This is a genomic window from Kouleothrix sp. 19917, assembly GCF_057073505.1.
Genome location: NZ_CP097099.1, coordinates 864,674 through 878,438 on the forward strand (window position 1 = coordinate 864,674; position 13,765 = coordinate 878,438).

The 13,765-nt window shown below is 66.0% G+C and carries 9 protein-coding genes; 6 read left to right on the forward strand and 3 right to left on the reverse strand.

From position 1 onward, the window contains the following. The first annotated feature begins 143 nt into the window (after nt 1–143). On the forward strand, nt 144–1,229 hold the full coding sequence (locus M1P90_RS03470; RefSeq protein ID WP_483701265.1) for a glycosyltransferase family 4 protein: 1,086 nt from the start codon (nt 144–146) through the stop codon (nt 1,227–1,229). A 303-nt stretch (nt 1,230–1,532) separates the two neighbouring features. On the opposite strand, the gene M1P90_RS03475 is transcribed toward M1P90_RS03470, so the two are convergent. Next, nucleotides 1,533–2,732 carry an acyl-CoA dehydrogenase family protein gene (locus M1P90_RS03475; RefSeq protein ID WP_483701266.1) on the reverse strand — a complete coding sequence of 400 codons (1,200 nt, stop codon included), beginning with the start codon at nt 2,730–2,732 and terminating at the stop codon, nt 1,533–1,535. A gap of 321 nt (nt 2,733–3,053) precedes the next feature. On the opposite strand from M1P90_RS03475, the gene M1P90_RS03480 reads away from it, so the two are divergent. From M1P90_RS03480 to M1P90_RS03495, 4 genes are all read left to right on the forward strand, one after another. Further along, entirely contained in the window at nt 3,054–4,031 is a 978-nt protein-coding gene (locus M1P90_RS03480) for a hypothetical protein (RefSeq protein WP_483701267.1), read from the forward strand. An 11-nt stretch (nt 4,032–4,042) separates the two neighbouring features. Continuing rightward, a complete protein-coding gene (locus M1P90_RS03485; RefSeq protein ID WP_483701268.1) occupies nt 4,043–4,891 on the forward strand; it encodes a terpene synthase family protein in 849 nt (282 codons plus the stop codon). A 23-nt stretch (nt 4,892–4,914) separates the two neighbouring features. Continuing rightward, nucleotides 4,915–6,177 carry a DUF58 domain-containing protein gene (locus M1P90_RS03490; protein ID WP_483701269.1) on the forward strand — a complete coding sequence of 421 codons (1,263 nt, stop codon included), beginning with the start codon at nt 4,915–4,917 and terminating at the stop codon, nt 6,175–6,177. A 395-nt stretch (nt 6,178–6,572) separates the two neighbouring features. Continuing rightward, nucleotides 6,573–7,346 (forward strand): SDR family oxidoreductase, encoded by a 774-nt coding sequence (locus M1P90_RS03495; RefSeq protein WP_483701270.1) that lies wholly within the window; start codon nt 6,573–6,575, stop codon nt 7,344–7,346. A gap of 159 nt (nt 7,347–7,505) precedes the next feature. On the opposite strand, the gene M1P90_RS03500 is transcribed toward M1P90_RS03495, so the two are convergent. Together M1P90_RS03500 and M1P90_RS03505 are read right to left on the reverse strand one after the other, a co-directional pair. Next, entirely contained in the window at nt 7,506–8,630 is a 1,125-nt protein-coding gene (locus M1P90_RS03500) for a hypothetical protein (RefSeq protein ID WP_483701271.1), read from the reverse strand. Nucleotides 8,631–8,822: 192 nt separating this feature from the next. Then, entirely contained in the window at nt 8,823–10,076 is a 1,254-nt protein-coding gene (locus tag M1P90_RS03505) for a DUF190 domain-containing protein (RefSeq protein WP_483701272.1), read from the reverse strand. A 949-nt stretch (nt 10,077–11,025) separates the two neighbouring features. Between M1P90_RS03505 and cphA the strand changes: the two genes are divergently transcribed. After that, the gene (cphA, locus tag M1P90_RS03510) at nt 11,026–13,758 is read left to right on the forward strand and encodes a cyanophycin synthetase (protein ID WP_483701273.1); all 2,733 of its coding nucleotides are present in this window, start codon (nt 11,026–11,028) and stop codon (nt 13,756–13,758) included. The last annotated feature ends 7 nt before the right edge of the window (nt 13,759–13,765 follow it).

Here is a 13,765-nt window from a genome sequence, read left to right on the forward strand (position 1 = left end):
AATGTCGCGGAGAACCCGGTATAATGACGCGCGGCGCGGGTGGCGGCTCACGGTCGCTGCTGCAAGATAGCAAGACCTGCGCCGTCTGGCGTGCAGTATCGCATCATCGCGGCGGTTCTGGCGCGTGCTGAAATGAGCGATTCGTGAGAATTTCGATGCATTTTGCCTTTATCGACTCGTGGATTCAAACGATTGCCGAGGGCAGCGGCACTGCCGCCGGCATTGGCGGCCTGCAGCGCGCCCTGCTCGCGCGCGGGCACCGCGTGTCGCGGCTGGCCCCGCCCATGCGCTGGCCGGCCAACCTGACGGCGCGGCGGCTCCTGTTCAACGCCACGCTGCCGGCGCTGCTGCGCACATTTCGCTACGACCTAGTGCTGGGTTTCGATATCGACGGCTGGCAGTGGTCGCGGGCACGCGGCGGCACGCCCTACCTGGCGAGCATCAAAGGCGTGATTGCCGAGGAAATGCAGCATGAAGGCGGGCAGGTGCGCGCTTTGTTCGAGGTTCTGTCGCGGCTGGAAGGGGCGAATGCGCGCCACGCCGACGCGGTGCTGACCACCAGCGACTACTGCCGGCGCGCGATTGGGCGGCACTATGGCATTGTGCAGGAGAAGGTGCGGCTCGTGCCGGAAGGGATCGACCTGCCGCGCTGGCAGCGCCTGGCCGCCGAGGAAGCGCACACGAGCGACGGCGCGACCATTCTGTGCGTGGCGCGCCAGTACCCGCGCAAGCATGTGGCCGACCTCCTGCGGGCGCTGCCGGTGGTGCGGCGGGCGGTTCCGCACGCCCACGCAATCATTGCGGGCGATGGCCCCGAGCACGGCGCACTGCGAGCGCTTGCGGCGCAGTTTGGCCTGGGCGAGGCGGTGCGCTTCACCGGCGCGCTGTCCGACGACAAGCTGGCGCGCTTGTATCGCCACGCCGACGTGTTCTGCCTGCCGAGCGTGCAGGAAGGCTTTGGGATTGTGTTTCTGGAGGCAATGGCGAATGCGCTGCCAGTGGTCGCAACCACGGGCGCGGCCATTCCCGAAGTCGTGCCGCAGCGCCGGGCTGGCACGCTCGTCGCGCCGGGCGATCACGCCGCGCTGGCCGATGCGCTGATCGAATTGCTGAGCGACGCGGCGCTGCGGCGAGCGTATGGGCAGGCCGGGCAAGCGCATGTCGCTCAGTTCGATTGGGAGCGCGTGGCGGGCGTGTTTCTTGAGCAGGTAGCGGCGTTTGCGGGGTGAGGGTTGTAGGTTTGCACGTTCGCAGGTTGCAGGTTCAGATGCTCATCGCGCTCTTTGTGCCCTTTGCGGTGAAGCGCAATGGCGTGCGGCACCCTTCGATACGCGGCTGCGCCGCACTCAGGATGCCGCAAGTGCAAGCCCATTCTCCTGCGTTCTTCGCGCCCTTTGCGCCCTTTGCGGTGAAGCGCAATAGCGTGCGGCACCCTTCGATACGCGGCTGCGCCGCACTCAGGATGCCGCAAGTGCAAGCCCATACTCCTGCGTTCTTCGCGCTCTTTACGGTGAACCCTCGATCGTCGGTCGTCAGTCGTCGGTGGTCGTTTTCGCCGCATCCAGCGCCGCCCGCCCAATCAGCTCCAGCGCCGCGTCGTCGTTCGGCGGGTGGGTCAGGCCGGCGCGCGCGTCGCGGTACAATCGCTCAAGCGGCAGCGCGCGGGTGAGCGCAAAGCCCCCCGCGATGCGCAGCGCCTGATCGGCGGCGTCGACGGCGGCGTTGGTGCAGAGGTATTTCGCCAGCGCGATCTGCGCGGCCATGCCCATGCGCGCGTCGGGCTGCTCGGCCCAGGTGCGCGCCGCGTCGTAGAGCACCGTGCGCGCCGCGCTCAGCGCGGCCTGGCCCTGGCCCACGCGGCGCTGAATGGCGGGCAGCGTCGCAATCGGCTTGCCCAGCGCACTTGGCACGCGCTCCTGCGCGTAGCGGCACACCGCGTCGATGGCGGATTGCCCAATGCCCAGGTAGGTCGCGCCCATGGTCAGCGCGAACCAGGCCGAGGCAGTCGGCGGGCCGGGCGGCGGCTTCTGCCCAACCGGGTTGCGGTCGATCAGCCAGTCGTCGGGCACAAACACATTCTGGTAGAACACATCGTAGCTGCCGCTGGTGCGCAGGCCCAGCGCGTCGCCCCAGGTGTCTTCCAGGCGCAGACCCTCGGTCTGGGCGCGCACAATCGCGTTGGCGGTCGCGCCTTGCGGGGCGTCGGGGCCGGGCGGCAGCGCCACGCTGGTGACGAAATAGCGCAGCGCGGGCGCCATGGTCACAAACTGCTTGTGGCCGTTGATGAGCCAGCCGCCCGCCGTGGGCGTGGCGCTCGTGGCGGGCAATCCGCCGCGCGACGGGCTGCCAAGCTCGGGTTCGGATGCCGCGCCATTGATCAGCGCGCCATGCTCGGCAATGTCGCGGCAGATCGCTTCGAACACGGGCGCGGGGTAGTTGCCAACTTCGCGCACCCTGCCGATCAGGTGCATGGTCATGTTCGCGGCCATCGCCGTCGCGCCATCGCCCTGGGCCAGCCGCTCCTGCATCAGCACCGTCTCGAACAGGTTCGCGCCCGCGCCGCCATACTCTGTCGGTACGATCTGGCGCAGGTAGCCGCTACGGTGCAGGTCGGCATAATTCTCGATTGGGAAGCGCCCGGCGCGGTCGTTCGCATCCACACGCGGCGCAAGCTCGTCGGCCAGCGCGGCGGCAATCGCAAGCATGTCGTGCTGGCGGGGTGACAGGTTCATCGCGTTTCTCGTCTCTCTTCTCAGCTCGTTCGCGCCTATTATACCCAATTCATCCAGCGCCAGCCGCGCATTCTTTGCGATAATTCGCGCAATGTTGACACTAAAGTACTGTATTGATACACTGTGTATCAGGCAGTGAAGTACTTTTTACCACAGAAACCAGCCTGTATTGCATTGCCGCCCCTCTCCTCTCCTCTTCCCAAGCGCTGGCGCATACTCGCACTGTGCGCCAGCGGCCCCTTTCCGCGCCGAACACAGCTGCGGCGGGCGTGGTATACTGCGGCCGACAGGAACAGCACAGCTTCAAGCCACAGGAAGCCCATGTTTGATCGAATGTTTCGGGCCGGCCGGCAGCTGCTGGGCGCGACGCCAGAACCCGCGCCAGCGCCGCCCTACACCGGCGCGCCGGTGCGCCCGCGCGTGCTGCAAATCATCCACAACCCGCCGGTTGCGTCGGAAGGCGGGCGGCGGCTGACGCAGATTTTCGGCTGGAACGACCCCGACCGGCTTGCGCGCCAGTATATCGACGACCTGGCCACCAGCAGCCACGGCTTTCTGCACTACCAGATCGTCGAGCGCGTCGAGGCCGACTGGTTTCCGGCCAAGATCGACGGGTTTCACTACAGCGGCGAAAGCTATGTGCAGGGCTGGCGCAGCCGCCGCATGCACGAGCCCGACCGGATCGACTACCCGGCGCAGGTGCGCGCTTTCAACCTGATCGAGCGCTACGAGCGCGGCGAGTTCGACGAGGTCTGGTTCTTCAGCTTCCCTTACTCGGGCGATTTCGAGTCGACGATGGTTGGGCGCGGCGCGTTCTGGTGCAACTCGCAGCCGGTGGCGGGCACCGAGCATTGCCAGGGCCGCTTTGTGATGATGGGCTTCAACTACGAGCGCGGCGTCGATTGCATGCTCGAAAACTTCGGCCACCGCACCGAATCGATTATGAGCAAGGTCTTCGAGCGGCACGCGCCCGCGCAGAATCTGTGGAACCTGTTCATTCGCTACGATCAGGTTGCGCCCGGCCAGTCGCACTGCGGCAATGTGCATTTTGCGCCCAGCAGCGCGCGCGACTACGATTGGGGCAATCGCCGCCCGGTGCACAGCTTCTGCGACAACTGGCGCAATTTCCCCGACCTGAGCGGTCCGGGGCGCACCGTCAGCGCGAACGAGTGGGGCGGCGGCGACATGCGCGCACACCATATCTGGTGGCTGCAACATCTGCCGCATGTGGCGGGCGAAACCTTTGGTGTTAGTAATAATTGGTGGCAGTACATTGTTGATCCCAACCTCGTCCGATGAGCGCCGAACGCATGGCAGCGCTGGACGCGATTGTGGACATGCTGGCCGCCACGGCGCAGCACTACCCGTTTGTGCGGGCCGCGCGCCTGCCCGGCATCGCCCTGACGACGCTCAACCGCATGCCCGCGTGGCAGCGCGACGACCCACAGCTGACGGCGGCGCGCTACCTGGTGTGGATCTTCGCGCTCGACGACCTGAGCGACGATTGGTCGCTGCCGCTGCCCGAGCTGCTGGCGCGCCACGCAACCTTTCGCGCAGTGGCAGCCGGCGCGCTGCCCCCGCCCGGCGACGGCGAGGCCGCGCTGCTGCACGAAATTGTTGCGGAACTGAGCGCGCTGCCGCTGTGGCCGCTGCTGGCCGACACATGGCGCGCCTCGTTGGGCGGCATGCTCGATGGCATGGCCGCCGAGCGCGACCCGTCGCCGCGCGCCTCGCTGGAAGCGTACATGGCGCTGGCGCACCTGAGCATCGGCGCAATGCAGGATGCCTGGACGGTGCTGATGCTGCTTGGCGACGGCACTGTGGCGCGGCAGATACCCGAAATCACGGCGGCATTGCGCGCCGAAGCCCGCGTGATCCGCTTTGCGAACGACCTGAACAGCGCCGACAAAGAGCTACTGGAAGGCAAGCAGAACGCGCTGACGGTGCTGGCCGCCCACGGCGACGGCCGCGCGCTGACGCAAGCCGCGCTGGAAGGGGCGATCCCCGATTTTCATGCGGCCATAGCGCGGGTTCGCACCGCGAGCGGGCGCTTCGAGCAGTGCATCAGCACAACCGTCGCGGCGACGGTGGCCTTTTATCGCAAGCACACCTTTCACGAGTACGATCATCGCGTGGATGGCGCTGAGCCACCCGCCTAGCGCATCACCAACACGAGGAGTTTATGGCGCGTCCGATTGGCATTCTGGCGCTGGCTGGCCTGAGCTTTCTGGCAGCGCAGGGCACCGGCATCCGCCTGTTTTTTCACCTGTTCTACCTGCTGCTGGCGCTGCTGGTGCTTTCCTACCTGTGGGCGTGGTTTAATTTGCGCGGCCTGCTGGTGCAGCGCGAAACCTTCACGCACCGCACGCAGGTGGGCGAACACGCCCGCGAGCGCATCACCATCCGCAACCTCTGGCCGCTGCCCAAGCTTTGGATCGAGCTGCAAGACCATTCGACCATGCCCGAGCACGGCAATGGCTTTGTGACCTACCTGCCAGCCAACGAGCGGCGGCGCTGGGTGTCGCGCACGCCCTGCACGATGCGCGGAAAGTTCACGCTTGGCCCGGCCACGCTGGTCAGCGGCGACCCGTTTGGTATTTTCAAGCTGGAACGCAAGGTCGAAGGCACGGGCGAGGTGTTGGTGTACCCGCAAACCACCGCGCTGCCGGGCTTTGTGCTGCCAAGCGCCGAGCTTCCCGGCGGGCAGGATGTGAAAAGCCGCACCTACCATGTCACGCCCAACGTATCGTCCATTCGCGAGTATGCGCCGGGCGACAGCTTCAACCGCATTCACTGGCGCAGCACCGCGCGCAGCGGGCAGCTGATGGTCAAGGAATTCGAGCTTGACCCCACCGCCGACGTGTATGTTGTGCTCGACATGCAGGAGCGCGTGCAGCAGCAACTTCCCGGCGACACGCCGCCAACGCCGGGCCGTGCCGCCCGCGAGCTGCGCGTGGCCGAATCGACCGAGGAGTATGGCGTGCTGGCGGCGTCCTCGATTGCGCGGCACCTGCTGGAGCTAAACCGCACCGTTGGGCTGGTTTCGTGGGGGCAGCACCGCGAGGTCATCCCCGCCGAGCGCGAGTCGCGCCAGCTGTTTAAGATGCTGGAGGCGCTTTCTGTTCTGCGGGCGCATGGCGCGCAGCCGCTGGCCGAGGTGCTGGCCGCCGAAAGCGTGCGCTTTGGGCGCAACTCGACGCTGGTGGTCATCACGTCGTCGCTGGACGAGCGCTGGGTGGTGAGCTTGCAGCAGCTGCTGTATCGCGGCGTGCGCGCCGTGGTGGTGCTGGTCGACCCCGAGTCGTTTGGCGGCTGGCGCAACACCTACACCGTTCAGGCGCGCCTGGCCGAGCTGCGCGTGCCGACGTTTATCTTCAAGCAGGGGCAATCGCTGGCCGACGCGCTGGTGCGGCCGGTGGCGCTTGGAGCTGTGCCGCATAATTAATGCGCTTTCAGCGCAGGGGTTAGGGTATGGGGAATAGGGATTAGCAATGCTGACGTTCTTCCCTGATTTCCGTATCGCTTTCCTGATAATGCATTCGAGCCGCAAGCATACCAATTGGGCCACAGAGCGCACGGAGATTACTCAGTACTCTGGAAAGAAAGTTCTTTTCTACAACGGGCAAGCTTCCAGGAAGCTCATCTGGCTACCAGATTGAAGCAAAACTGGCCTGAGCTTCCTGGAAGCTGAGTACAAGGAAACTTAGTTGACAGAGTACTGAGCAGGGTAACTAAAACTCGGTGTTCTCTGTGGCCCAATACTTCTGCGCTTTACTCTAGCGCACGGCCGGCAGCCGCGCAGTGGTCGCTGCCGGCTTTTTTGTTGGAAAGGGAGCGACGATGGACCTTCAGCTTGGCGGGAAAGTGGCAATCGTCACTGGCGCGAGCCGCGGGATTGGCGCGGCGATTGCGCGCACGCTGGCCGGTGAAGGAATGCGCGTGGTGCTGGCCGCCCGCTCCGCCGACCTGCTCGAGGCTGTGGCGGCAACGCTGCCGGGCGAGTCGCTGGTGCACGCGTGCGACCTGCGCCACCCCGACGCGCCGGACGCGCTGGTGGCCGCCACGGTTGCGCGCTTCGGCCAGCTCGATGTGCTGGTGAATAATGCTGGCGCAACCAAGCGCGGCGATTTTCTGGCGTTCGCGGATGCGGATTGGGCCGATGGCTTTGCGCTCAAGTTCTTTGGCGCGATGCGCTGCTGCCGCGCCGCCTGGCCGCACCTGCAAGCCTCGCGCGGCGCAATCGTCAATATCGTTGGCGTGGGCGGGCGCACCGGCAGCACCGAGTTTGCGATTGGCGGCTCGGTCAACGCCGCGCTGCTGAACCTCACCAAGGCGCTGGCCGACCGGGGTGTGCGCGATGGCGTGCGGGTGAACGCGATCAACCCTGGCTCGATTGCGACCGAGCGCTTGCAGACGCGCATCCGCACCTTTGCGTCGGCCCATGGGCTCGACGCGGCGACGGCTGGGCAGGAAATGGCGGCGGCGATGAAGATTGCGCGCTTCGGCGAGGCGGGCGAGATCGCCAGCGCGGTGGCGTTTCTGGCCTCGCCACAGGCGGCCTACTGCCAGGGTACGATCCTCGACGTCGATGGCGGGCAGACGCGCACGCTGTGAGGGCCGGGAACCGCAGAACCGCAGAACCGAGAACCAAGAACCGAGAACCACAGAACCACAGAACCGGGAACCGAGAACCGCAGAAGAGCGTATTGCAATACGCCCAGACCAACGATTGAACATGCGCCTGTCGTCGTTCGTCGGTCGTCGGTCGTCGATTTACGTGCGTGCTACTGGCACAAACACGCGCCGCTCGGGTGCGCCCGAAGGCGTGCCGGTGGGACGCGGCGTGCGAGTCGGCGTGCGCGTGGGCGTTGCGGTCGGCGCGGCGCTGCTGCGGTTCCAGCCCATATCGGCAAACATGCCTCGCGTAATTGGGCCGGGGTCGAGGATCGCCTCGCCCTGGTCGAGCTGCGGCGTCATGAGCGAGTTGGGGTTGCCAGCCGGGTAGGTGTTTTCGTCGAGGTGTGAGTAGCTCGAACCGGGCTGCCAGCTTGAGGGCGCGTACAGGCGCGGCTTGCCGCCCGCAGCGGCGCTTGCAGCCGCGCCATTAAAAAAGATGTTGCCGCTCTTCAGCTGATCGCCCAGATCCAGGCTGCCATTCGGGAACAGCGAGCGATTCACCAGCGACTGATTGCTGCCATTCACCACAAAGCGGTCGTAGATCACGGGCGTGCCGCTCAGGCCAATCGAACCGCTGCCAAGCGCAGTCACGCTGGCGCTGCCCACAAAGCCCAGCCCGTGCCCAAGCTCGTGCAGCACGACGGTCATCAGGTCGTACTGGCCGGCGGGCGTGTTGCCATCGGTGCCGAAGTACCAGTTCGGGAAAGCACTGCTGAAGCTGGCGTCGATGTCGGCGTCGGCGGGGGCGAGGTCGCTGCCGGCGAGCTTGTTGGCCAGCGCGATCGGGTACCATGTCGTGCGGTCGGCCGCGCCCGAGAAATTCTTCGCGAACACACTTGCGCCCGCCGAGCCAAGAATCCCACTGCCGAGCGGCGTCCAGCTTGCGTTGACACGAATCGGCACGGGCGAGCTGATCTGGCTGGCCCAGATGTCGACTGCTGCCTGGAAGGCGGCGCGTGCCGGCGCTGAGAAGCCGCTGTAGCTGACAATAAAGGTGGCGGTGGCTGCCTGCGGGTGCGCGCCGGTGCTGGCCGCTGGCGGGCCGATGCGCGAAGGCGGGCGGGCCGGGCCTGCCCGCAGATCGACGATTGCGCCGGGGCGGAGCGTGGCGCTGGCTTCGGCGGGGCGCAGGCCGGCCTGCACGAATATCAGCGCAACAAGTGCGGCGGCAATGCCCACTGGCACCCAGCGCGCGTAGACATGACGCTTGCTCTTCGACATATGCGACTCCTCGACAACGCTGTGTGGGGAGCAAAAGCGGTGGGCATGGGCGAGGCATCCGCCAACGTCGCTGCCTGAGGTACACCCTTCTTTCTTCCCCTCCATTCGCAGCACAGTATAGCGGAATTTAATTGGTGGTGGACATAAAAAAGGGGCGTGGAAGCTGACGATTTGTTCACGGCGCGCTGTGGGCTATGCGGCGGCCTGGGCCAGCGCGCGCAGCAAGGCGCGGCGCGTGAGCACGCCAGCGAGGCGGCCGTCTGCACTGGTAACGATCAATCGCTCGTGATCGCCGTCGAGCAGCGCCCGAATAGCGTCGTCCTGCGCGGCCTGCTCGGGCAGGGTCGGCACGCTGCGTTCGGCCAATGCGCCAGCGGAGGCAGATTCGCCATCGGCCAGCGTTGCGTGGGTCTGACCGGGCATATGCAGGGCGGCGAGCCAGGCGCTGCGCGCGGGCGCAAGCAGGTGCTGCGTAAGCGTCGTGTCGCTGATGATGCCAAGCGGCCTGCCTTCTTCGAGCACCACCACGGCGCGTTCGGGCGCGGCCAGCACCTGCGCGATGAGCTGCGGCAGCGCGGCGGAAGACGGCACGGTTGGCACGACGCGCTGCATCACCAGGCTGACGGGCGTGGGCGGCTCGGCGTCGCGCACATTCGCTCCAGCGGCGGGCGGGCGCAAGGCTGCGCTCAGCGCCTGCTCGGCACCAAACACGCCCACCAGCGCGCCCTCGCGGTCGAGCACGGGCAGGGTGTCGATGCCCCACTCGATCAGCGGGCTGAGCGCCTGCGGAATCGAGGACTCGACATAGACCGAGCGCACGTCGCCGTTCATGATCTCGGCCAGCGTGCGCTCGGGCAGTGCGGCCAGCAAGCTCTGGCGTTCGCTGTTGCTGAGCGCGGGCAACAGCCGCAGCGGCAGGTGCATCTCGCCGCGCTGCGCGAGATCGGCCGCGCCAACCGTGCCCACCAGCGCGCCGCGCATATCCACCACCGGCAGCAGCACCTGCGCGCGCTCGATCATCAGCTCCAGCGCGGCGCGCAGCGGAGTGTCGGGGCGGGCGCTGGCAGGCTCTCGCTGCATCATCTGGCCGACGGTGCGCTCGCCAAAAGGCCCGCTGGCGCGCAGCACGGCGCGATACACGCGCAAGCTCTCGACGGTGACAAGCGCCTCGCCCAGCAGGTCGTCGAGGGCGGGCAGCACGCGCCCGACGCGCTCGGTGCGGTCGACCCACTCAAGCACGATTGGTGTGCTGTTGAGCGCGCCCGCGCCGCTGGTACGCAGCCGCTGGCCCGCGCCAAAGCCAGCGATGCCGCGCAGCACCGTCGCGCCGGTGGCGCCCTCGCGCTGCAAACGGTCGAGCACAGCGAGGTAGAGCGCCTGCCCGCCGGACTGGTCGCGCTCGCTGAGGTAGATGCGCACGCGGGTGATTGATTCGGTGCCTTCCATTGCGTTTCCCTTGATGATTCTGCGCTGCATTATAGCACGGGCTGTGGGCGATTTTCGGGGCTGCGCGCCCCTGTTGTTCTTGCGAGGGCTACGCGCCCTCGTGCTCTTTCGAGGAAGACTTGTCTGGGCGGACCTGCGTGTCCGCCCGCTTTTGCGAGGGCTACGCGCCCTCGTGCTCTACTTCTTCGGAGGTCATCGGGGCTGCGCGCCCCGAACCCGCGCCAGGAGACCGCCGCCGGTCTCCTGGACCTCTCCGCTGGGGCGTTGCCCCAGACCCCAAAAAGAGCGTGGTACAGGGACGAAATGATTTTGTGTCATGCCTCCGTTGTGGATACAAGCAAGGCATCAGGCGAGAACTTCTGTACTATCGTGTAAATATGTGTGCTTCTCTTATCGGTCGCTGCCAGCTTTGTGGCATAACGGAGGCATGACAGATCATCTTTGTACAAGCCAACCACCTAAAATTCGGGGTTCGGGGCGATAGCCCCGACGCCGGGTGCCGGGGCGGCGCGAGCCCCGGCGGCCCTGCGGCCTGAGCAAGCTGGCTCGCATTCAAGAATGCATTTCAAAGAAGCAAAAAAAGGCCCTGCGGCCTGAGCAAGCTGGCTCGCATTCAAGAATGCATTTCAAAGAAGCAAAAAAAGGCCCTGCGGCCTGAGCAAGCTGGCTCGCATTCAAGAATGCATTTCAAAGAAGCAAAAAAAGGCCCTGCGGCCTGAGCAAGCTGGCTCGCATTCAAGAATGCATTTCAAAGAAGCAAAAAAAGGCCCTGCGGCCCGAGCAAGCTGGCTCGCATTGAAGAATGCATTTCAAAGAAGCAAAAAAAGGCCCTGCGGCCTGAGCAAGCTGCGCGGAAACAGGCACTGCTTGCGGCCCTGCGGCCCGAGCACACGACACATCCCCCATCTATGGTACAATCGCCGCCAATGCCATTCCAAAGGAGAAAGCTATGCGCGTGCTAGAGACGCGAGTATACCGCGGGCCCAGCCCCTACGGCTACCGCCCGGTCATCCGCCTGACCATCGACCTGGAAGACCTTGAGCAGCATCCCTCGGGCGAGATCCCCGAGTTCAACGAGCGCCTGCTCACGCTCATCCCCACGCTCAGCGAGCATGGCTGCTCCTACGGCCAGCCGGGCGGCTTTGTGCGCCGCCTCTCCGACACGAACCGGGATGGCACGCGCGGCACCTGGCTCGGCCATGTGATCGAGCACGTTGCGATAGAAATTCAGTGCCTGGCCGGCACGCCCGTCACCTATGGCAAGACGCGCTCGGTGCCCGGGCAGGACGGCGTCTACTATGTGATCTACTCCTTCACCGAGGAGCAGGTTGGCCTCGAGGCCGGCGAGCTGGCGATCACGCTGGCGCGCAGCCTCCTGCCGGCCGACTACCCCAGCGCGCTGCCGGCCGACGAGCTGGCGCGCTTTGATTTTGCGCGCGAGCTGGAAGGGCTGATCGAGCGGGCGCAGGAGATTGCGCTGGGGCCAACAACTGCCTCGCTCGTGGAAGAAGCGCGTCGGCGCGGCATCCCCGCTATTCGGCTCGACACGAACAGCCTGGTGCAGCTTGGCTGGGGCAAATACCAGCAGCGCATCCGCGCCTCGGTGACGGGCAAAACCGGCAATATCGCCGTGGAAACCGCCAGCGACAAAGAGCTGACGATCAAGCTGCTTTCCGATGTCGGCATCCCCACGCCGCGCCACCGCGTCGCCCGCAGCGCCGAGCAGGCAGTTGAAATTGCCGAAACAATTGGCTACCCGGTCGTCACCAAGCCGCTCGATGTCAGCCACGGGCGCGGCGTCTCCATTCGCCTGACAACCCCCGACGAAGTGCGGCGCGGCTTTGCTGCCGCCAACGAGTACACCAACTCCGTGCTGGTCGAGACCTTTCTGGAAGGCAAAGATTACCGCGTGCTGGTGATCGACGGCAAAGTCGTGGCAGTGGCCGAGCGCGTGCCAGCGCACGTCATTGGCGATGGCGCGCACACGATTGCCGAGCTGATCGAGATCGTCAACCGCGACCCGCGCCGTGGCATTGGGCATGAAAAAGTGCTTACGCGCATCAAGATCAACCATCAATCCGAGCTCCTGCTCAAGCGAGCGGGCTACGCACTCGATACGGTTCTGCCCGCTGGCGAGGTTTTTTCCCTCGCCGCAACGGCCAACCTTTCCACCGGCGGCACCGCCATCGACCGCACCACCGACATTCACTACGAAACCCGCGAGATCGCCCGCCGCGCCGCGCTGGTGATCGGCCTCGACATCGCCGGCATCGACATCATCACGCCCGACATCACGCAGCCATTGCGCGAAGTGGGCGGCGGCATTGTCGAGGTGAATGCCGGCCCTGGTTTCCGCATGCACTTGCAGCCGAGCGAGGGCCAGGCGCGCAACGTCGCCAAGCCGGTGATCGACATGCTGTTCCCGCCGCGCACGCCCGCCCGCATCCCGCTGGTCGCGCTCACCGGCACAAACGGCAAAACCACCACGGCGCGCATGGTCGCCCACATCCTCAAGATGAACGGCGAGCGCGTTGGCCTGACAACCACCGACGGCATCTACATCGACGGGCAGATCTACATGAAGGGCGACATGACCGGGCCGTGGAGCGCGCGCGTGGTGCTGAAAGACCCGACGGTCGACTCGGCGGTGCTGGAAACCGCTCGTGGCGGCATTCTGCGCGAGGGCCTCGGCTTCGACCGCTGCGACGTTGGCGCGGTGCTGAATGTTTCTGCCGACCACCTGGGCCTGCGCGGCGTCGATACCATCGAGCAGCTCGCCGAGGTTAAGCAACTGCTGGTGGAAGTGGTGCGCGAAGACGGCGCTTCGGTGCTGAATGCCGACGACGAGCGAGTGGCCGCGATGGCCGCGCACGCCGAGGGCCGGATCGTCTACTTCTCGATGCACGGCGGCGAGGGCGCAAGCACGCTGGTGAAAGAGCACATCCAGAAGGGCGGTACCGCCGTGGTGCTTCAGCCCGGCGTGCGCGGCGAGATGCTTGCGATCTATGATGCCGAGCAGTACATTCCGCTGCTGTGGACGCACCTGATCCCGGCCACGCTCGAAGGCAAGGCGCTTCATAACGTCGCCAATGCGCTGGCCGCCGCCGCAATCTGCTACGCGCGCGGCGTCTCGGTCGAAAATATTCGCCAGGGCCTGCGCACCTTTGCCACCAGCTTCTACCTCACCCCCGGCCGCCTGAACGTCTTCGACGAATACGCCTTCCGCGTGATCGTCGACTACGCGCACAACCCGGCCGCCATCGCCGCGCTGGGCGATCTGGTCAGCCGCCTGCGCCCGAACTACCGCCGCACCATCGGCGTGATTGCCGCGCCCGGCGACCGCCGCGACCAGGATATTCGCGAGTTTGGCGAAATCGCCGGCAAGACCTTCGACCTGCTGGTGATCAAGGAAGACGACGACCGGCGCGGCCGCCAGCATGGCTCAATCGCCGCGCTGCTGCACGACGCCGCGCGCGGGGCTGGCATGCCGCCCGACCGTATGATTACCGTGCTGGATGAGCTCGACGCAGTGCGCCACGCGCTTTCCCTCGCCGAGCCCGACGACCTGGTGGTGATCTGCGCCGACGCAATTACAGCCGTATGGAAAGAAGTGATCTACTTCCAGCCGCGCCCCGTCCCCACCGACCCGCGCCACAGCGGTGCGCAGCGGCTGATGCGGTAGGTTCGGG

Bases quoted from the DNA above. Each gene is read 5' to 3' on its own strand.
- M1P90_RS03500 (WP_483701271.1), bottom strand. From the start codon at position 8,630: ATGTCGAAGAGCAAGCGTCATGTCTACGCGCGCTGGGTGCCAGTGGGC.
- M1P90_RS03485 (WP_483701268.1), top strand. From the start codon at position 4,043: ATGGCAGCGCTGGACGCGATTGTGGACATGCTGGCCGCCACGGCGCAG.
- M1P90_RS03475 (WP_483701266.1), bottom strand. From the start codon at position 2,732: ATGAACCTGTCACCCCGCCAGCACGACATGCTTGCGATTGCCGCCGCG.
- cphA (WP_483701273.1), top strand. From the start codon at position 11,026: ATGCGCGTGCTAGAGACGCGAGTATACCGCGGGCCCAGCCCCTACGGC.
- M1P90_RS03505 (WP_483701272.1), bottom strand. From the start codon at position 10,076: ATGGAAGGCACCGAATCAATCACCCGCGTGCGCATCTACCTCAGCGAG.
- M1P90_RS03495 (WP_483701270.1), top strand. From the start codon at position 6,573: ATGGACCTTCAGCTTGGCGGGAAAGTGGCAATCGTCACTGGCGCGAGC.
- M1P90_RS03490 (WP_483701269.1), top strand. From the start codon at position 4,915: ATGGCGCGTCCGATTGGCATTCTGGCGCTGGCTGGCCTGAGCTTTCTG.
- M1P90_RS03480 (WP_483701267.1), top strand. From the start codon at position 3,054: ATGTTTGATCGAATGTTTCGGGCCGGCCGGCAGCTGCTGGGCGCGACG.